The sequence below is a fragment of the Halalkalibacter hemicellulosilyticusJCM 9152 genome (assembly GCF_000513115.1).
Taxonomy (GTDB): Bacteria; Bacillota; Bacilli; order Bacillales; family Bacillaceae_D; genus Halalkalibacter; species Halalkalibacter hemicellulosilyticus.
In genome coordinates, this window is record NZ_BAUU01000024.1 from 15692 (window position 1) to 34817 (window position 19126).

Annotated in this window: 17 protein-coding genes and 3 pseudogenes; 18 read left to right on the forward strand and 2 right to left on the reverse strand. The window is 39.9% G+C overall.

What is annotated here, in order from left to right; all coding sequences use genetic code 11:
- Positions 1–267: 267 nt before the first annotated feature.
- The 18 genes and pseudogenes from JCM9152_RS22685 (at position 268) to JCM9152_RS14950 (ending at position 16993) form a co-directional block, all read left to right on the forward strand.
- Positions 268–429 (forward strand): hypothetical protein, encoded by a 162-nt coding sequence (locus tag JCM9152_RS22685; RefSeq protein ID WP_156314999.1) that lies wholly within the window; start codon positions 268–270, stop codon positions 427–429.
- Between the two features lie 180 nt (positions 430–609).
- Positions 610–945: a LytTR family transcriptional regulator DNA-binding domain-containing protein gene (locus tag JCM9152_RS14875; RefSeq protein WP_035345868.1), complete on the forward strand. Its 336-nt coding sequence runs from the start codon at positions 610–612 to the stop codon at positions 943–945.
- Between the two features lie 202 nt (positions 946–1147).
- Positions 1148–1333 carry an aspartyl-phosphate phosphatase Spo0E family protein gene (locus tag JCM9152_RS14880; RefSeq protein WP_035345870.1) on the forward strand — a complete coding sequence of 62 codons (186 nt, stop codon included), beginning with the start codon at positions 1148–1150 and terminating at the stop codon, positions 1331–1333.
- A 180-nt stretch (positions 1334–1513) separates the two neighbouring features.
- Positions 1514–2515, forward strand: a complete 1002-nt coding sequence (locus JCM9152_RS14885; protein ID WP_035345872.1) for a LacI family DNA-binding transcriptional regulator — start codon at positions 1514–1516, stop codon at positions 2513–2515.
- 142 nt (positions 2516–2657) lie between these two features.
- Positions 2658–3569: a dihydrodipicolinate synthase family protein gene (locus tag JCM9152_RS14890; protein WP_035345874.1), complete on the forward strand. Its 912-nt coding sequence runs from the start codon at positions 2658–2660 to the stop codon at positions 3567–3569.
- 24 nt (positions 3570–3593) lie between these two features.
- The gene (locus JCM9152_RS14895) at positions 3594–4628 is read left to right on the forward strand and encodes a TRAP transporter substrate-binding protein (protein ID WP_035345876.1); all 1035 of its coding nucleotides are present in this window, start codon (positions 3594–3596) and stop codon (positions 4626–4628) included.
- A gap of 77 nt (positions 4629–4705) precedes the next feature.
- Positions 4706–5209: a TRAP transporter small permease gene (locus tag JCM9152_RS14900; RefSeq protein ID WP_035345878.1), complete on the forward strand. Its 504-nt coding sequence runs from the start codon at positions 4706–4708 to the stop codon at positions 5207–5209.
- 55 nt (positions 5210–5264) lie between these two features.
- Positions 5265–6493: pseudogene (locus JCM9152_RS14905) on the forward strand (TRAP transporter large permease).
- A gap of 18 nt (positions 6494–6511) precedes the next feature.
- Positions 6512–7476, forward strand: a pseudogene (locus tag JCM9152_RS14910) (phosphoglycerate dehydrogenase).
- Between the two features lie 33 nt (positions 7477–7509).
- On the forward strand, positions 7510–9297 hold the full coding sequence (locus JCM9152_RS14915; protein WP_052015994.1) for an L-fucose isomerase: 1788 nt from the start codon (positions 7510–7512) through the stop codon (positions 9295–9297).
- A gap of 670 nt (positions 9298–9967) precedes the next feature.
- Entirely contained in the window at positions 9968–10846 is an 879-nt protein-coding gene (locus tag JCM9152_RS14920; RefSeq protein ID WP_201768795.1) for a carbohydrate ABC transporter permease, read from the forward strand.
- A 21-nt stretch (positions 10847–10867) separates the two neighbouring features.
- Complete coding sequence (locus JCM9152_RS14925) at positions 10868–11689, forward strand: carbohydrate ABC transporter permease (protein ID WP_035345880.1); 822 nt, start codon at positions 10868–10870, stop codon at positions 11687–11689.
- Positions 11690–11702: 13 nt separating this feature from the next.
- A complete protein-coding gene (locus JCM9152_RS14930) occupies positions 11703–13037 on the forward strand; it encodes an ABC transporter substrate-binding protein (protein ID WP_052015996.1) in 1335 nt (444 codons plus the stop codon).
- Positions 13031–14215 (forward strand): MFS transporter, encoded by a 1185-nt coding sequence (locus JCM9152_RS14935; protein ID WP_035345883.1) that lies wholly within the window; start codon positions 13031–13033, stop codon positions 14213–14215. The genes JCM9152_RS14930 and JCM9152_RS14935 overlap by 7 nt, the downstream gene beginning before the upstream one ends.
- Complete coding sequence (locus JCM9152_RS14940) at positions 14184–14744, forward strand: glycerol-3-phosphate responsive antiterminator (protein WP_035345885.1); 561 nt, start codon at positions 14184–14186, stop codon at positions 14742–14744. The genes JCM9152_RS14935 and JCM9152_RS14940 overlap by 32 nt, the downstream gene beginning before the upstream one ends.
- A complete protein-coding gene (locus tag JCM9152_RS14945) occupies positions 14741–16216 on the forward strand; it encodes a bifunctional metallophosphatase/5'-nucleotidase (RefSeq protein ID WP_035345887.1) in 1476 nt (491 codons plus the stop codon). The genes JCM9152_RS14940 and JCM9152_RS14945 overlap by 4 nt, the downstream gene beginning before the upstream one ends.
- A complete protein-coding gene (locus JCM9152_RS23760; protein ID WP_162232049.1) occupies positions 16209–16352 on the forward strand; it encodes an HAD family hydrolase in 144 nt (47 codons plus the stop codon). Before JCM9152_RS14945 ends, JCM9152_RS23760 begins: the two co-directional genes overlap by 8 nt.
- Positions 16346–16993: an HAD-IIB family hydrolase gene (locus JCM9152_RS14950; protein ID WP_035345889.1), complete on the forward strand. Its 648-nt coding sequence runs from the start codon at positions 16346–16348 to the stop codon at positions 16991–16993. The genes JCM9152_RS23760 and JCM9152_RS14950 overlap by 7 nt, the downstream gene beginning before the upstream one ends.
- Before the next feature lie 334 nt (positions 16994–17327).
- Here JCM9152_RS14950 and JCM9152_RS14960 read toward each other — a convergent pair.
- Both JCM9152_RS14960 and JCM9152_RS14965 read right to left on the reverse strand, forming a co-directional pair.
- Positions 17328–18628 (reverse strand): annotated as a pseudogene (locus JCM9152_RS14960) (TRAP transporter large permease).
- Complete coding sequence (locus JCM9152_RS14965; protein ID WP_035345896.1) at positions 18625–19122, reverse strand: TRAP transporter small permease; 498 nt, start codon at positions 19120–19122, stop codon at positions 18625–18627. The pseudogene JCM9152_RS14960 and the gene JCM9152_RS14965 overlap by 4 nt, the downstream one beginning before the upstream one ends.
- Between the last annotated feature and the right edge of the window lie 4 nt (positions 19123–19126).

Below are 19126 nucleotides of genomic sequence, written 5' to 3' on the forward strand. Positions count from 1 at the left end.
GATGTTTATAGCTTTTCGTGCTTGTTCACTCCATCATCATCGTCACTACGTGTAAAAATGATGGCTCCATCGACGAATAATCAATTGTTTGAAAGCAAGAAGAATCACCGTTCGACATCCACATATGTTCATTATTCGCCAAACTCTTACAAAACTAGAAAAAATCCTACTTTTTTAATGCTTGTCAGAACGATAAACGGACAGTATGATAGTAAACATGTGAGAGAATCATCTACTGAGATTGAGTGAATAAGGAGTATTCTACATATGTCTGAGCAATTAACAGAACGAGATTTGAAAGATTTGTTAGTGACGATAAGAGAGAAAGCAAACGGTAAGACAAACGATGACTTAAAGGCAAAAGACGTTGTGCAAGAGATAGCAACATATATTGAAAAATTTCAAACGAAAACGCCGGTAAGTGAATAAAAAAGGAAACCACCGAAAAAGAGGAAATGCTCTATCGGTGGTTTTTTTATAGGAAAACAGCTGAAGTAGAGTCTGTAACGTTTACGACAATTATGACCAAGTATTTGAAAATGATGGTAATATATTCATAGGTTAATTGAAAATGCTCATGAGCGACTAATAAATGAAGGAGAATGATAGATGTTAAAAAAATATGGTGCACTTGTTTTAACTGTGATCATGATTGTTTCAATATTACCAGCTCAAGCGCTTGCTTCAAATCACGCGGATACAAGTTTTAGATTTAATGTAAGTACTTCTAATAATTATGGGACAAGCAGCTGTGCTATCGATGAGCGCTTTTACCGCTGCCATAAAAGCTATCTTATCAATCTCGACAACATTAAAGGGATCCATACAAAGCAGCGCAAGGTCACAATGGTAAATGAGCGTGAGTGTCTCGTCGCATCACGAAAAGTAAAGGGTCTTCAAAAGAAGGTAGCGCGCATTCGTTCAACGGTAAAGAGTGTGAAGTAACATTCCTATCATAGATGAGTGATGAAGGAATCAAATGTGTAGTTACCGCGGAAAATAGCAAGAATGATGTCGTATTTCCTAGAACAAAGGACCAATGCTATTCGACTTAAATTGTTGTCTATTCATTGGATCTTTTGTCGAATCCCTTAACCATGATGATTTGATATTGTAATATGGAGTTAGTCTAAAAGTAGGGGGAGTTATGGGCACTAAGACGTCACACGTTAGGATAGAGGTTGAAAAGCTACGCGCCATAATGATTCGCACGGGGTTAACAAAAGGGTTGGATCATCCTGAAACTCTTATGTATAGTCAAGAATTAGACAAGTATTTAAATCGTTTGCTAGCAGATAACAGAAAACACAAAAAAAGAGAAATAGAATCATAGGCTTGTATAGTCCGCACCTGCTCTTGTTGGTGTGGTTTTTTGTTAAAGGCTAAGAGGGTTTGATTGTAACGAATTTTATGAAAGCGCTTGACAAAGTGGATGATACGTATTAATCTGGATTTAACGAAAATGCTATAACGATTTAGCAAGGGTATAAGTATGAATTATTGGAGAGAATGTATGGCTACTATTAGACAAATTGCTGAGAAGGCAGGAGTGTCTTCGGGTACGGTTTCATTTATATTAAATGGAAAAGCAGAGAAAATGCGAATCTCCGAAGCGACACAAAAGAAAGTATTAGAAATAGCTCGTGAGCTAGGCTACCTTCCGAGTATTTCAGCAAGAAGACTAAGAAACAATGATAAAAGTAAGATACCTGTTCTCACTATTTTATGGACACTTGATGCAAGAGCCTCATTGATGAGTCGCTTTCTACAAGGTATTCAGTCAAAATCTATTTATAAGGATGGGATGTTTGAATTATTAATTCAGCCATATGAAAACGGTAAATTGGATGAGGTAGAAAGTTTAAGAACAGGAACACGATTTAATGGTGCGATTGTGGCGAATGCATCTGACGAGGATTTGAATTTTTTAGAAACAAATGATCTAAAGGTTCCTGTAGTTCTCTATCAGAGATATTCAGATAAATACAATACTGTCAATGTGGATAGCTTTATGACAGGGGTAGAAGTCGCTAAATATTTTGAACGTAAAGGTCATGAGCGAGTGGCTATCGTAACTCCGAAGATTTCGTCACAAGCTGTTAGGCATAGACAAGAGGGATTTTTAGATCGTGTCGAAAAAAGTAACATGGAGAACCTGTTCGTTCTAGAAGGTAATTTTACTGAAGAAGGTGGTTATGAGGTCATTCACAAGCTAGTAAGCAGTGGGAAGAAGATGCCCTCAGCGTTATTCTTTTTAAGTGATCCGATGGCTATGGGTGCTTTAGCAGCTTGTCATGCGAATGGTATACGTGTACCGGAGGATTTAGAAATTATAGGACATGATAATGATGTACAGACCGCTTTTACGACACCGCCGTTAACGACTGTGCATTTGCCTGTTGAAGAGATGGCTTCGGCTTGTGTGAATCAATTATTGAGAATGATGAATCATCAAATCTTGAAGCCAGAGGAAATTAGATTTAAGACAGAAATAATGAAAAGAAGTAGTTGTTGAATATAGTCAGTATCATTACTGGCTAACTATTTTTACTTTTTGCTATAACGTTTTAGCAAATAGGGAGGTGACGAAAATGTAGTTAACCATTTAGAAACAAGCTTTGGAATGTGGAGAGAAATTATTAAAGTAGGTGAAGCAAATGAAGAAATTGTATGGAGTTACTACAGCTATGGTTACCCCGTTCCATAAGAACGGTACAGTAGATTTAAAAGCAGTTGAAGAGTTGACGGAGTTTTTGATTTCTAAAGGAGTTCATTGTTTATATCCACTTGGTACGACTGGTGAAATGCTTAAGCTATCTGTTTCAGAGCGAAAGGCTATTGCGGAAACGGTCGTTAAGACGGCGAATAAGAGAGTAACGGTTTATATTCACGTAGGGGATATCGTATTTGATAACGTTATTGAATTAGCAAAGCACGCACATACTATTGGAGCGGATGGAATTGGAGCTGTTACACCTGTTTATTTTGGTGTAAATGAGAGAGAAATGGAACATTATTATGTCGAGCTTTCTAAGAGCTTGCCAGGGGATTTCCCGGTGTATTTGTATAGTATTCCTCAATGTGCAAGTAACGAATTACCTGTTGATGTGGTTGAAAAAATAGTTGAGAAATGCAAAAACGTTGTCGGACTTAAATATAGCTTTCCTGATTTCACTCTAACAAGTAAATATTTAAATGTGAATAATGGAGATTTCGATGTCGTATTTGGACCGGATCACTTGTTTTTACCCGCTCTAGCATTAGGTTGTACGGGAACGGTATCAGGAGTATCTTCTGTGTATCCAGAACCGTTCGTTGCTCTCTATGAAGCGTATGAAGAAGGAAATATTGAAAAAGCGAGAGAGCTACAGCGTATTGCGACAAAGTATTGTGATGCATTAAAAAACGGTAGTAACATGTCTTATTTTAAAGAAGCATTAAAAATGCGTGGGTTGAATGGCGGTTATATGAAGGCGCCTCATTTAGATATAACAGAAAATGAAATGGCTGATTTGAAAATGAAATTAGGAGAAATTGAAAAGGAAGTACACGTAATAGTAGAGCAGTAAAAAAAGAGGTAGGGGGAATTTATGATGAAACAAGGAATTCTAAGTATCTTAATGGCGAGCTTACTGTTGTTTGTAGTGGCGTGTGGAAATGATGGTTCAACTTCGACGAATGGTGATGATGGAGGATCAGAGCAAGAGCAATATACGATTCGTATTGCTGGAGGAGCGGTAGGGCCGGAGCACTCACTGACAAGGACGTTTCATTTCTTAAAGGAACAGCTGGAGGAAAACTCTGATGGCCGCTTTCAAGTTGATTTAAGCGTAGCCGGTGAGCTCGGGGAAGATAGGGAAATTATTGAGGCAATGCAAATGGGGGAAGTACATTTGGCATCTCCTTCGCCTGCTGCATTAGGTGGTTTTAATAAAGGGGTCGCTATTCTTGATATGCCATTTTTGTTTACGAGTCGTGATATTGCCTATGATGTTCTAGATGGAGAGCCCGGGCAAATGATATTAGATGGCTTAGATGGCGCTGGGTTAAAAGGATTAGGATACTTTGAAAACGGTTTCCGTAATGTGACAAATGATACAAAACCAATTGAATCGATTGAGGATTTTCAAGGGCTTTCGATTCGTACGATGCAAAACCAAACGCATATTAGAGCATGGGAGCTATTAGGTGCTAATCCAACTCCGATGGCTTTTGGTGAATTATATACTGCGTTACAGCAAGGAACAGTAGATGGGCAAGAGAATCCATTTGGGTTAATCGTAGCGAATAAATTTTTTGAAGTTCAGGATTATTTAACCGTAACCAATCATGTATACGCTCCCAATGTAATTATAACGAACTCATCTTTCTATGAGGAGCTACCTTCAGATTTACAGCAAGTATTCGATGAGGCTGTTAGAGATGCTATTGAACATAATCGGGAGCTTGCTCAGCAGGAAGAGATTGATGCAAGGGCTGAACTAGAGGAGCAGGGCATGGAAGTGTATGAGTTTTCGCAGGAAGATCTTCAGCAGATGCAAGATATTACATTAGAAGTGTATGAAGAATTTAAAGACGATATTGGAGAAGAGGTCGTTGATTTATTCTTAGAAGCTTCACTGGAATAATGTAGTTTGCTTGAAGGAAGGTATTCAAGTCCTTCCTTCAAGTCTTAATAAGACACTATCCTCTAGGAGGAATGGAAATGAGCATTTTGAAGAAAATAAATGAACATCTTGAAGAATGGATCTTGGTTTCGTTACTTGCTGTGTCATTAACCTCTATTACGATGCAAATTACGATGAGGTTTATTTTTGATAATTCGCTTGCTTGGTCAGAAGAGCTTGCACGATATTGCTTCATATGGCTGATCTATATTGGGATTGCTTATGGTGTGAAGCGTTCGAGACATATTTGTTTAGATGTGGTGTATGATATTGTCCCTGATGCATGGAAGAAAGTAATGCTACTCATATCGAACGTATTAGTAGGATTATTTGCTCTTTATGTCATTTACTATAGTGTGTTTTTGATAGAGCAACTAACGAACTTTAGTCAAACGAGTGCAGCGATGAGAATTAATATGATTTATGTGTATCTCTCAGTACCAATCGGAATGGCGATCACATTACTGAGGCTAATTCAGAACTTAGTCCATGTCATTCGAAACTGGGATTCGATTTTGACAGAAGAATTAAAAGAAATGTAGTGGTAGGGGTGAGGATATGGTTGCTGCGATATTATTCGGTTCATTTCTTCTTTTTATGTTACTCAAAGTGCCGATCGGATTTGCTTTAGGGCTGGCGTGTCTTGTTACTATTTTTTATAGTGGTGCAGTCTCTCCTATTTATTTAGTACAAGGGCTTGTGACATCTGCGGACTCGTTCCCTTTAATGGCGATACCGTTTTATATTTTAGCTGGTGAAGTAATGGGAAAAGGCGGTATTTCAAAAAGGCTATTTGGTTTTGCTAAGATTTTCGTCGGTAATATTACAGGTGGTTTAGCGATTGCGACGGTTGTAACGTGTATTTTCTTTGCCGCTATATCTGGTTCTGGCCCGGCGACAGTTGCTGCTATTGGAGGGATGGTGATTCCTTTAATGGTTCAGCAAGGCTATGATAAGAAATTTGCTACGGCTATTATTGTTGCCGCTGGAACAATTGGAGTGATTATTCCTCCAAGTATTCCGATGGTTATCTATGGTGTCTCGGCGTCTGCATCGATTGGAAGCTTGTTCTTATCTGGCATTATTCCAGGTTTGTTAGTGGGGCTTATATTAATCTTGTATAGCTACTTTTATGCGAAGGTGAACAATTATCCTAAGGATAATTTGAAGCTATCTGCTAGTGAGATAGCGAAAGAATTTCTAAGTGCTTCATGGGCATTAATGATGCCAGTCATTATTTTAGGAGGAATTTATGGGGGTGTGTTTACCCCGACAGAGGCTGCTGTTGTAGCCACAGTATATGGCTCATTATAGGGTTATTTGTCTATAAGGAATTAGCCTTTAAGGATTTATTCCGTGTGTTCAGTAACGCTGCACTGACGACGTCGGTTATTTTAATTATTACGGGGACAGCTACTTTCTTTGGAAGACTTCTATCAATTGAACGAATACCAGATATGGTTGCGACGACATTAACGAGTATGACTGATAACCGGATCCTACTTTTGTTATTAATAAATGTCTTTTTGATATTAGTGGGGACATTTATGGATGTAATTGCATCAATTATTATTTTAACACCGATTCTGTTGCCAGTAGCATTGGAGATTGGGGTCGATCCAATTCACTTTGGAATTATTCTTGTCGTTAATCTGGCAATTGCATTAATTACACCTCCTATAGGTGGTTCCTTATTTGTTGGGATAGGAATATCGAGGTTATCTGTCTGGGAAATAAGTAAAGCCATCGTTCCAATGTTCCTATTAATGATATTAGCTCTATTTATTGTGACGTATTTACCACAAATTAATGTGTTTTTACCTTAGAGAAGCGAGGGGTTAGAGATGGAAGGAAGAAAGAAAGTACTAGTAACGGCAACGAACTATTCAACGTTATGCAAAGAGGCTAAAGCCTTGCTAGAACAGAATCAAATAGACGTTATTGAAAATCCACATGATCGGCCGATGACATTCGAAGAGTTGAGAGAGGTCATATCAGATATTGATGGAGTCGTAGCAGGAGTAGATAGTTGGAATGAAGCGGTGTTTCAATTGGCCCCTCATCTAAAGGTTATATCAAGGTTTGGGGTAGGGTAGACAACATTGATTTAGAGAAGGCGAAGGAATATGGCATTCACGTAACGAACGCTCCTCGATTAAATTCGAATGCCGTGGCAGAATTAACGATTAATCTTATCTTAAATAGCTTACGAAATACGGTTCATTTGCATCATACGACTCAGCAGGGGAATTGGGACCGCTTTGTAGGTGTTGAGCTCAAAGGGAAAAAGGTCGGGCTCTTAGGATTTGGTAATATCGCTCAAAATGTAGCGAAGAAACTACAAGGGTTTGATGTCGAAATGTATGCATATGATAAATTTCCTAATGAGGAAATAGCGGGTAAATATAACGTGACCTTTTTGTCCTATGAAGAGATTTTAAAGAAGTGCGACATCGTTAGTATGCATCTTCCTCATATGGATGAGACGCATCACTTTATGAACAAGGAGAGGTTCAGGCAAATGAAAGAGGGGGCCTTCTTTATTAATACATCACGTGGAGGACTTGTCGATGAACAAGCTTTGTACGAAGCGCTACATTCTGACCATTTGCAAGCTGCTGCTATTGATGTGTATGAAAAAGAGCCGACTAAGTCTACGAATCCGTTGTTTCAGCTCAAGAATATTATCACGACACCACATACTGCTGCTGAGACTTATGAAACGTATCATTTTGTCGGACTGTTAACAGCACAGGCTATTGTGGATGTCTTTCAAAATAAGAAACCTAATAATTTATTGAATGGGTGAACGAATTGTACATTTGGAAATGGGGGATTTGCTATGAATATAAATGAAAAAAGATGGGTTGGAGATTTCCCGAAGATTGGGATACGGCCAGTTATCGATGGTCGGCAAGGTGGGATTCGTGAATCATTAGAGGATGTCACTATGGGGATGGCCCAGTCCGTATTGACATTTCTTCAGGAGCAATTGCATTACCCTAATGGTGCTCCTGTTGAATGTGTGATTGCAGATACAACAATTGGTGGAGTGTTAGAAGCAGCACAAACGTCGGAGAAGTTTAGGAGGGAAGGGGTTGGTATTACGATTACTGTAACGCCTTCATGGTGCTACCCAACAGAAACCATCGATCAAGATATTCATACGATTAAGGCGATTTGGGGATTTAATGGGACGGAAAGACCAGGGGCGGTCTATTTAGCTGCTGCAACGGCTGCACATAATCAGAAAGGGTTACCTGTATTCAATATTTATGGTCGTGATGTTCAAGAAATGGATGATACGTCCATTCCATTGGATGTACAAGAGAAGCTTATTCAATTTACGAAATCAGCACTAGCTGTAAGCATTATTCGTGGCAAATCTTACTTATCTATTGGAACAGTATCTATGGGGATCGCGGGTTGTATTGCTGATGAAAGCTTCTTCCAGCATTATTTAGGTATGAGAAATGAGTATGTTGATATGAGTGAATGTATGAGACGGTTAGAGTTAAACATTTACGATGAAGAAGAATATGAACTTGCGCTAAAATGGGTAAAGGAAAATCTGAAAGTTGGGAGAAATGTCAATCCACCCGAGCTAAAGCGTTCGGATAAGCAGCAAGAAGATGATTGGGAAACGGTCGTGAAGATGACGCTCATTATAAGGGATCTCATGGTTGGAAATGAAAAGCTTGCACAAAAAGGATTCCTTGAAGAAGCGAAGGGCCATAATGCGATTGCTGCCGGCTTTCAAGGTCAACGGGCATGGACTGATTTTATGCCTAATGGTGATGTTAGTGAAGCGATTCTTTCTTCATCATTTGATTGGAATGGTATACGAGAGCCGTACATCGTGGCAACAGAAAATGATACGTTGAATGGGGCGACGATGCTACTTGGTCATCTCATAACAAACGCTGCGCAAATATTCGCTGATGTTCGTACGTATTGGAGTCCAGAAGCTGTACAACGGGTAACAAATCATACTCTAACTGGTAGAGCGTCTAATGGGATTATTCATCTTATTAACTCTGGACCAGCAGCTTTGGATGGGACAGGACAACAAGAAGTAGATGGTAAGCCTGCTATGAAGCCGTTTTGGGATATTAGTGAAGAAGAGGTTGAGAAATGCTTACGTGCAACAGAATGGTGCCAAGCTGTTGATTTCTTCAGAGGTGGGGGCTTTTCGACAGATTTCACGACAAGAGGAGACATGCCTGTTACGATGGCGAGAATTAATATTATACAAGGCTTAGGCCCTGTTCTGCAATTAGCTGAAGGATATACCGTTGAGCTACCTGAGGATGTTCATCACGTGTTAGATGAGAGGACTGATCCAACATGGCCGACGACTTGGTTTGTTCCTACTCTAACGGGAAAAGGGGCTTTCGCAGATGTATACTCTGTTATGAATAATTGGGGGTCTAATCACGGGGCCGTCAGTTATGGTCATATCGGTGGTGAGTTGTTGACTGCTGCATCCATGCTACGAATTCCTGTATCTATGCATAATGTGAGCGATGATCGTATTTTCCGACCAAGTGCATGGAGTGCCTTTGGTACAGAAGACTTAACAAGTGCTGATTTCCGTGCATGCCAGAATTTTGGACCATTGTATAAATAAAAAGTGTTGTTTGTAGAAACATATGTTGAGGAAATACCATTCTAGGGCATTTAAAAAGGGGGAAATCGAGAGCAATGGAAAAGTGAAAATCGCACTTTTTCAGCGGACTCGGAAAATCACTTTTTGAAGTACCTCAAGATGATGTTAACACGTCAAAATGAATGTGAGGTAGGTTGTTCCTTATGAATAACCTACTTTTTTTATCGCTCGCTTTGTACGTTGGAGGATCTAGAATTTGAAGAAGTTGTATCTTCTGCCAAATGGAACGTCAATCCGTTAAATGGGAGAAATAGGCCGTTTATAGCATGCGAAGTGAACGTCATTCCGCTAATACTCATAAGGAAGAGAGAAATGAAGCGAAAAAGACCAAATAGCGGAATGAGGTTCCGGAAGGACTATCAAAATAGCATTTATGAAGGAAATAGCGGAATGAGGTTCCGTCGATAAGTCTCTCATTTACAAAAAACAAACCCCAAATTAATACGCCCTTAACATTATCCGTTTAAAGTATAAGTAACAATTCAATAGAAAAGATAGGTTTAAAAACTGAGAGAATAACCTGTGGCTTTTCATATGATCCCTTTATTTAAGGGGATACGTATGAGGAGTCACGGGTTTTTCGTGCGAATGGAGACGATTTATGTCTCATTATCGGAGGTGCTGCTGAAAGATGATGTCAAAGTTTAAGTCGTTATATGTCCCTTATTATTTTTTGTTTCCTGCTCTTTTATTATATGCAATCTTTTTTGTGTTTCCGTTTTTCTTTTCATTTGCGATTAGCTTCTCTGATTGGAATTTATTGAATGGGGATATGTCGTTTGTTGGATTGGATAATTATAAAGGTTTGTTTGGTGATGGGGTCTTTTGGAAGTCGATTATTCAAACACTCTACTATGTGTTTGTGACGGTTCCGATTGCGGTGTTATTCGGTTTAGTGTATGCCGTGCTGATTGAGAAAGCAGGGAGGTTTCGTTCCTTTTACCGGTTTCTCTTCTTTATTCCGGTTGTCGTCTCTGTTGCGGCAGCATCGCTTTCCTTCTCGTTAATTTACAGTCCACAATCAGGTCTGTTGAATCAGTTCTTACAAATGATTGGGGTCAATGGAGTCAACTGGTTAGCCAATCCAAATACCGCGCTCTTATCCATTATGGTGATTGGGATTTGGCAATCCTTTGGATACAATGTCGTGCTATACATCTCAGGGTTAAAGCAGCTTGATCAAAGCCTTTATGAAGCAGCGGCTGTAGATGGTGCAACACCGTGGTATCAGTTTTGGCGTTTAACGCTTCCGTTGCTATCACCTGTCCATCTGTTTGTGACGGTCATGACGATGATCTATTCGTTTCAAGTGTTTGCTCTCGTGCAAATCATAACGATGGGTGGGCCGAATCATTCAACAAATGTTGTCGTGTTCTACATATGGCAGGAAGCCTTTCGGTTCTTTAACACTGGGACAGCAAGTGCTGCAGCGACGATCTTATTTGCTGTTATTCTCATCCTTACAGTTATTCAATTAAAGCTACTAGTTAAATATGTTCATTACCAGTAAAGATTGGAAAGGGTGTTATTTATGAAGCAGTTACCACACCATAAATGGATGCTACATATCATACTGATTATGTCTGCGTTTCTTGTTCTCGTTCCATTTTTATGGATGTTTAGTATTTCCATTTCAGCGACGAGCTCAGCATTTCAACGATTTGCTTTTTTTATCCCGTCAGTCTTTAGCTTAGAAGGGTATGCTCATGTCTTACATACGACTCCTTTCTTTTTATGGTTAGGAAATAGTGTCTTTGTAGCAATACTTTTAACAACTGGACAAGTCATCATCGGCGTATTTGCAGCGTATGCGTTTTCGAATTATCAATTTAAAGGGAGTCAGCTACTATTTTATTTTGTCCTTTGTACGATGATGGTCCCACCGCAAGCGATTATGCTGCCAACCTTTCTCGTTGTCAATGAGCTTGAGTGGGTGAACTCATTTAAGGGGGTGATTGTACCACATTTGGCAAGCGGCTACGCGATCTTTGTTCTAAGGCAATTCTTTATGCAAATTCCAAAGGATTTAGTAGAAGCGGCAGTCGTTGATGGGGCTGGGCATGTCAAAACGCTCTATCACATTTATATTCGTTCGTCCGTCTCCATTGTTGTCGGCTTGTTCCTTATTTTATTTGTGAACAATTGGAATGACTATTACTGGCCGCTTATTATTCTCATGGATGAAAGCAAATTGACATTACCAGTAGCCATTATTCAGTTTAGGAGTGAATCTTTCATTGAGTGGGTCCCCACAATGGCTGCTGCAACGTTAACGATTATTCCTGTTCTCATTCTTTATATGATAGGTCAGCGCTATTTTACAGAAGGATTTATTCAAAGTGGAATTAAATAAGGAGGAATTGACGATGAAGAAATCACTAATCTTAGTAGGGAGTTTATTATTACTAGTATGGTTAACAGCTTGTGGAGGAGAGGAGACAGCTCAGTCCCAAGAAGGATCGCAAAACGATAATAGTGGTCAAGTGAGTTCGACGGAAAACGGGGGAGATGCGATTGAAATTACGTTTCTACACGTGTTTGGTGGAGATCAAGGTGAAGTCATTAAAGAGTTGGTTGCGAATTTCAATGAATCACAAGATGAGGTTGTTGTTAAGGATGAGCAAGCACAAGGCTGGTATGATGGGGTTATTGAGCGTTTGCAAGTACTCTCACTATCAGATCAGCTACCAGAAGTGACGATTAGTGGCTTTGCCTTTAATGACTATATGCAAACGTTTATGCCGATTGTCCCAGCACAAACGTTTATTGATGAGCAGGGTTTTGATTTGACGGATTTTTCGGAGCAAATGCTCGATCTTGCGAGAACTAATGACGGGGATTTGCATTCAATGCCATTTGCGGTTAGTACACCGATTATTTATGTGAATAAAGATCATTTTGATGAAGCAGGAATTGACTTTAAAGCACAACCAGATAGCTGGCAGGAGGTACGCGATTGGGCAGCTCAGTTATCTGAGGTCGATGATCGGTACGGGATTTTCTTTCAAATGGATTTTGATACGTGGATGTTTCAGATGATGCTAGATTCTAATGGTGGTCGACTTGCCGATGTTGACCAACAACAGGTTCAGTTTCATCAGGAGAAAGGGCTAGATGTATTAGAGTTTTGGACAGAGATGGTTTTTCAGGATGAGTCTTATCCGTACATGAATGGTGACCAGGCACAGCAGGAGTTTCAGCAAGGGAATTTATCGATGATGGTTGCGACTAATGGACAAATTGGTCGATTGAAAGGCAATGTTCCGTTTGAATTAGACATTATGCTATTGCCAGAAGGATTAAGTGGGACAGAACGTAAGATTCCTGCTGGTGGAGCGAACATTTTCGTGATGGAATCAGATGAGGAGAAGGAAGCGGCTGCTTGGGAATTTGTGAACTATGTCACTTCTGAGGAAGGAACGTCAATCATCGCCGAAAAATTAGGTTACATGGCTGTTAGAGAATCGGTGCTGGAAGAGGATGGCTTGCTTGGTGAATTTCTTGCGGAATTTTCCCAAGCCAAGGTGTCATATGAGCAGGCAGACGATATTGTGCCATGGTTTAATTGGCCAGAGGATCACGGACCAAGAGTTAATTCTGTGATGTTATCAGAATTTGAAGCAGCTTTTACGGGGCAAAAGACAGCTGAAGAAGCATTAGAGGATGCTGCTTCTGAAGTAGAAAGGCTGTTAGGTTGGTAAAAAGGATTTTAACGGTCAACACATGGCTGTTAATGGCGATGACAAGCTCGATTGAGGTCATGAAAGGGCTCCTGCCTGCCTTTTTGCAGGATGCTCTTTCCTTGTCAGCATCTGAAGTCGGTGCCTTGTTTTCAATGAGCTTCTTTGCTCTCGTGTTGTCCAATGCGTTAGGAGGAGCGATTCTTCGTTTTGTAACGGTTCGGTTTCTCTATCTTAGTAGTTTACTTGTGTTTGCTTCAGCCTGCTTATTGTTGGCGCTACTTCTAAAGGAGCCACCAGCTTGGTATAGTCTATTATTTATTATCGGTTTTTCCAATGGATTCGGCAGTTTATTAGCGAACGTACTAACACCAGCGCTCTATCCATTGAAATCAGGCAAGATGCTAAGCATCGTCCATTTTTTCTTTGGAATCGGAACGATGACGTCTCCGTATTTTTTCCTGCTGTTTTTTAATGGCAGCCATTATGAATGGCAATGGGTATTAATCAGCTTTGCGGGGATGGCTTTTCTGTTAGTCTTTTCTGTTTGGCTGACAGGTTGGCCGATTGAGCAGAAAATGAGTCATTCTAAGCGAAATGGGGTACAGCGCGAATGGAAGGGGATCGGGGCTACTGGGTTTGCTTTGTTATTTTTCTTTTATATGGGCTCTGAAATTGTCTTTACGGTTTGGTTAGTGGCCATTTTCAGAGAGGCGTATCAGCTTCCTGTTCAAACGGCATCCATCCTTTTCTCCATTATCTTCGCGCTATACACATTTACGAGGTTGTTTGGTGCAGGCATGATTGAACGGATCGGTGGTCATCGACTCATTCGATGGAGTGCGGTTCTTTCATTAGTCATGATTGTATGTGCGTTTTTAGGAATGGGGACGTGGGGGATTATCTTTTTCTTTCTTTTTGCTATGACAGTGGCTGTTATTTTTCCAGCGATGACGTCGATTGCCGTTCGTTATTTTGGAGAGGATGCAAGTAGGATGATGGGCTATTTATTTGCTTGTGGTTTTTTAGGTGGCTCTTTTTCTTCATGGTTATTCGGCTTCTTTTTTGATCGAATTTCCATTGAGGTTGCTTTTACCATCCTACTCTTCTTCTTTACGTTATTTACGATCAGTGTATTTGGTGGATTACAAGAAAAGGGTGATACATATGAAACTAAGAACATATCTAGAACACAATAAGGTTATTGCATCTGTTCGATCCTATGAAGAGCTACACAAGCTGAAGGGTACAGCTGTCACCACCATTTTTCTCGTACGATCTAGTTTGAAAAATGTCGAGGAATTTGCTTCCTATTGTGAGAAGGAAGCCATCGATTTATTTATATATTTTGATATGATTAAAGGTTTTTCGCAAGAGAAAGAAGCGGTTGCTCATTTGTTGAAGCTTTGCCCCAATGTCAAAGGGATCGTATCAAATAAGGCTCATGTGATTAGGGAAGCAAAGGGTCAGGGGATATTTGGCATATTCACGATCTTTTTATTAGATAGCTATGGATTAAAGCAAGGGATTAAAGTGATTGAAGGCGTTGATCCTGATGGGATTAATGTTGCACCTGGGATTGTGTACCGATCGATTGAGAATCTATCGAAGCAATTTGATATTCCAGTTATAGCTAGTGGACTCATCGAAACAAAAGAGGATATCGAGCGTTTGTTTACGTCAGGGGCCACGGCGTTGTCTACGAGTAAATCGGAGCTTTGGCTATGAGAGTAGATCATGTAGTAAAGGTCGGTGTCTTATGTACCTCTGATACACATGGCTTGTTTGATGGTAGCGTTTCAGTTGATGAGCTAAGATCGGAGTTTAAGAGAATGAAGGATGCAGAAGAATGTGACGGGTGGGTGATCATTGATAACGGTGATACGCTACAAGGGAGTTCAAGGCTACATTATTATGCGCTGAATGCGAAAGAGAATCACCCTTTTCATTTGTATATGAAAGAGTTAGAGTATGATAGTTTTGTTCCAGGTAATCATGATTTCGACTATGGCAAGACCTTTTTTGCGTCGATTAACAAGGAGTCTACTGTCCCATTTGTATGTGCTAATATCATGAAAGAAGAAGGAAAGATAGATGGGATACGTCCTTACATAATAAAGGAAATTCATGGATTGAAGGTTGCTGTCATTGGAATTACACTTAGAGTATTTTGGGAAGATCCGTTGTTTGAAAAAGAGGGCTGGCTGATAGCAGACGAATGGATCGTCGTTCAGCGATTGCTAGATCATCTAAAAGCATCGATTCAACCTGACCTGATTATTGTTAGCTATCACGGTGGGCTGGACGATCAAGTAGGAGAACGGAATGTAGGGGAACAGCTCAGTCAGTTGAATGAGATCGATTTGTTGATTACAGGTCATCAACATCAGCTCATCAATGATAATCAAGGTGATGGGCCAATTGTGATTCAAGCAGGGAAATGTGGGGAGAAGGTTGGCTGTGTTACCTTTGATTTTGTGAAGCGAGGGAGTCAGTATATAAAATCAGGCTATCGTGCTGAATTAAATGACATCCATTATACTCAAAAAAAGGAAAAGGACGAAGTGAGTGACTGGTTCAATCACCCGTTTTTTATGCACCATTACCAAGAGCAAAAGCTATCACGTTTACAAATGGAAGAAACGTGCGTATCACGCTGGGTTCATGAGGCCATTTGCCATGAAGCGGGTGGTGATGTAACGATCTTCTCATTGTCTGCACAGGAGCTAGCTATTCCTTCACGTGTAATTGATCGAAAGACATTATTTGAGCTGTACCCATATCCTGATCGACTCTATTATTATTCGTTAAGTAGAGAGGAGATCAAGCATCTATTAGAGATTAGTGCGAGTATGTATGATCCAACACTTGAAATCGCTCAATCATGGCGTACTCCTCATCCCCTCTATTACCAATTTGCGATTGCTGGAGGAGCTGATTATGAGATTGATGTTTCCAAGCCAGTAGGAGAGCGTGTGACCTTGAAGCTATCACCTATGAACAATTATACGGTTGCTGTGACGGCCTTTCTCGTTCAGCGTGCGACAAAATACCATCCCTTCTTTGCCAAAAGGAAGCCTGTATATAAGGTCGATGTAACTATGCCAGCACTTCTAGAAAGCTATGCTCGCAAAACATTAACGCTCCAATCAGTACCAAAACCAAAATGGAAGGTCGTTAAAGATGTCACAAATGATTAAGCTTGCTGTGTTCGACTTAGACGGTACACTGTTAAATCAATATAAGCAGTTATCGCCAAGAACAAAGCGGATTTTAAACCAATTATTAGAGCAGCATTGCCTACTAGCTGTAGCAACATCACGACCCCCTTGCTAGTTGCGCCAATTGATCCTATTTTTCATCGCTTTCCCATTATGATTTATTACAATGGTGGAAAAATCGTTGATCAAAGGAAACAAAAGGAGGTCGATACCATTTTAGATCGAGATTCGGTGAAGTCATTTTTGTTACGATGTCAAGAAAGTCACCCGCATCAAGTTGTTGTTATTGAAAGTAAGCAAGGAACGTTCGCAACAATGGACGTCCCTGATAAATATAAGGAAGGTTTATTCCTAACAGAGGGAGCCTACCCTATCATAGGTGATCTCACTGGAATCGATTGCTATAAATTGTTATTACCCACCTCTCGTAAGGGCGATCTCCAAGAGCTTCAGGAGACCTTTCGCCATGTCTTTGATTTCACCTATACACAGAATGGAATGCTGCTTGAAGTGATCCCAAAAGGAATTAACAAGGGAGATGCCATCATGAAGGTGATTACAGAAGAGGGTATCTCGTCATCAGAAGTGATCGTTTTCGGTGATGATTATAATGATATTGAGATGCTTAGTATGTTCGATTTGTCTTATGCGATGGAGAATGGGATATCAGAAGCAAAGAAAGTCGCTACATATATGGCTAGTCACCATGCGGAGGACGGGGTAGCGAAGGTGTTGGAGCGGTTGAGAGCCCATTGATGCAGAGGCCAATGAAAAAGTGAAAATCGCACTTTCTCAATGGCTTTTAAGTAATGTGCGTAGCCGTTGCCCGATTTAGAAAGTTTTGATATGAGAGGTTTTTTCATAGCAAGGCGCGCAACGAGCGGAGCCATTACTCTTCTTTGAGTTACTAGAAAGAACTTTTTCAGTGCTCTCTTGATACACGGAGTTATGTAAGAAGTGCCTTTATGAAATACAAAAGGATCCTTCATTCATAGAGTAATCAGATGCGCCAAAAGCAATCTATAAATAAAAGGAGCATAATGGAAGGCCGCTGAGAAAGTATTTTCACTTTTTCAGTGGCCTCTGTTTGTTAGTCCATTAATAAATTCGGTAAGAATGTAACGATTTCAGGAATGAAAATGATGAGTAGAATGGCAAAAAGGTAGATAAACACAAACATTAAAATATGTCTCATCATTTTCAGCACATTCGTTTCGGCCACTTTTGCTGCTAGTAAACTAGATAGCCCATACGGAGGGGTTACAGTTCCTAAGCGGATGGCCATAACGGTTACAATGCCTGCAACGACTGGTCGATTTGAAGTCCTTGCATGACAGGTAGTAACAAAGGAACGAAAATGAGCATAGCTGAATTTGGTTCCATGAACGTTCCTAAGAAAACATATAGTACGGTCAATAATAATAAGAAAAGAAGCGGATTAAAGTTATTCTCTAATAGAAAGTTAATTAATGGCTGCATGGCTTGGTAATAGGTGAGGACCCACGAGAGCAAGGCTGCAGCTGCAATAAGGATGTAAATTGTTGCAGAATCAATGACGGCTTTCCATGTGACCTTCATATATTCACCGAAATTACGTTCCTTTCTGAAAAAGAAAGCGACGATAAATACATAGACAACAGCAATACTTGCTGCTTCTGTTGCAGTGAAAACACCAGACATAATACCAACAATGACAATGAGAAATAGACTTAAAGGGAACACGCTTTTTCTAAGAGCAACGACTTTAGAAAGTTGCTCATCCTCTGTTAGACCGAGCTCCTTATTATCAATTGAACCGATATCATTTTTGGAAGCGTAGATGTAAGCATAGACCATTTGTGTGAGTCCAATTAAGATACCAGGAATGATTCCTGCGATAAAAAGGGCGGCGACAGATGTTTGGGCTAAGGCTCCGTAAACAATTAATAAGATACTTGGTGGGATAATCGATCCAATTGTAGAAGAAGCGGCTGTGACCGTCGCAGCAAATTCTCTACTGTAGCCTGCCTTGATCATCGCAGGAATTAGAATTCGGCCAAGTGACGCCACGTCAGCTACAGAAGAACCAGAAATAGCCCCGAAGAAAATACTCGTTACGATGTTCATATGAGCTAAACTGCCTTTGAATTTCCCGACTAATGCTTTTGAAATATAAATTAAATCATCTGTTACTTTAGTTAGATTCATTAAGGCACCACAAAAAATGAACAGTGGAATGGCCAGTAGTGTGAAGCTTGAGAATGATTCAATCATGACTGAGCTAATTTGTGTGAAGCTAATTAATGGCTCAAAGATAATAGGAATCGATGCAGCAATGATAATACTAAAAGCGACAGGAACCCCTAATAACAAGCAAATAAAGAATATTAAAATAATCATCAAAAGAATCATTTCTTTTTCACCTCTTTTCTCTTAAATAGGTCTTTGAGGTTGGCAAGGTGAAAATACAGCATGAAAATGGAGCCTACTAAAAAGGCTGAATAGTAATAGATTAACGATGGAGGCGATGATAAGAAGCGAATAGATACTAGCTCTGTTCGCATCAAGCCTGATCTGAATGCAGCTATACCGACAAGGATTAAGATAACAATTCCGATTAAAGTTAAAACGTAGACGATGATGTTTTTAATTCTTATTTTATTTTCACTCATATAATCCGAGAGAATATCGATTTCTAAATGTAGTTTTTCTTTGACTGCTAAGGCCGATCCCATAAACACAAGCCACATAATAGAAAACTTTCTTACTACTTCAATTTCAGGTATAGAATAAGAAAAGACATACCTAGCAAGTACACCGGTAAAAAGAGATAGTGTTAAGGTAATAAGCATAACAATGCTGATCGCGCCTGCTGCTTTCGTAATGATAGAGCTCAGTTTCTTCATGACC

What these genes read in the sequence shown, in the direction of transcription:
- JCM9152_RS14940 (WP_035345885.1), top strand. Translation starts at nt 14,184, where the DNA reads ATGAAACTAAGAACATATCTAGAACACAATAAGGTTATTGCATCTGTT.
- JCM9152_RS14880 (WP_035345870.1), top strand. Translation starts at nt 1,148, where the DNA reads ATGGGCACTAAGACGTCACACGTTAGGATAGAGGTTGAAAAGCTACGC.
- JCM9152_RS14965 (WP_035345896.1), bottom strand. Translation starts at nt 19,122, where the DNA reads ATGAAGAAACTGAGCTCTATCATTACGAAAGCAGCAGGCGCGATCAGC.
- JCM9152_RS14890 (WP_035345874.1), top strand. Translation starts at nt 2,658, where the DNA reads ATGAAGAAATTGTATGGAGTTACTACAGCTATGGTTACCCCGTTCCAT.
- JCM9152_RS14925 (WP_035345880.1), top strand. Translation starts at nt 10,868, where the DNA reads ATGAAGCAGTTACCACACCATAAATGGATGCTACATATCATACTGATT.
- JCM9152_RS14930 (WP_052015996.1), top strand. Translation starts at nt 11,703, where the DNA reads ATGAAGAAATCACTAATCTTAGTAGGGAGTTTATTATTACTAGTATGG.
- JCM9152_RS14885 (WP_035345872.1), top strand. Translation starts at nt 1,514, where the DNA reads ATGGCTACTATTAGACAAATTGCTGAGAAGGCAGGAGTGTCTTCGGGT.
- JCM9152_RS14915 (WP_052015994.1), top strand. Translation starts at nt 7,510, where the DNA reads ATGAATATAAATGAAAAAAGATGGGTTGGAGATTTCCCGAAGATTGGG.
- JCM9152_RS14920 (WP_201768795.1), top strand. Translation starts at nt 9,968, where the DNA reads ATGATGTCAAAGTTTAAGTCGTTATATGTCCCTTATTATTTTTTGTTT.
- JCM9152_RS23760 (WP_162232049.1), top strand. Translation starts at nt 16,209, where the DNA reads ATGATTAAGCTTGCTGTGTTCGACTTAGACGGTACACTGTTAAATCAA.
- JCM9152_RS22685 (WP_156314999.1), top strand. Translation starts at nt 268, where the DNA reads ATGTCTGAGCAATTAACAGAACGAGATTTGAAAGATTTGTTAGTGACG.
- JCM9152_RS14875 (WP_035345868.1), top strand. Translation starts at nt 610, where the DNA reads ATGTTAAAAAAATATGGTGCACTTGTTTTAACTGTGATCATGATTGTT.
- JCM9152_RS14900 (WP_035345878.1), top strand. Translation starts at nt 4,706, where the DNA reads ATGAGCATTTTGAAGAAAATAAATGAACATCTTGAAGAATGGATCTTG.
- JCM9152_RS14945 (WP_035345887.1), top strand. Translation starts at nt 14,741, where the DNA reads ATGAGAGTAGATCATGTAGTAAAGGTCGGTGTCTTATGTACCTCTGAT.
- JCM9152_RS14895 (WP_035345876.1), top strand. Translation starts at nt 3,594, where the DNA reads ATGAAACAAGGAATTCTAAGTATCTTAATGGCGAGCTTACTGTTGTTT.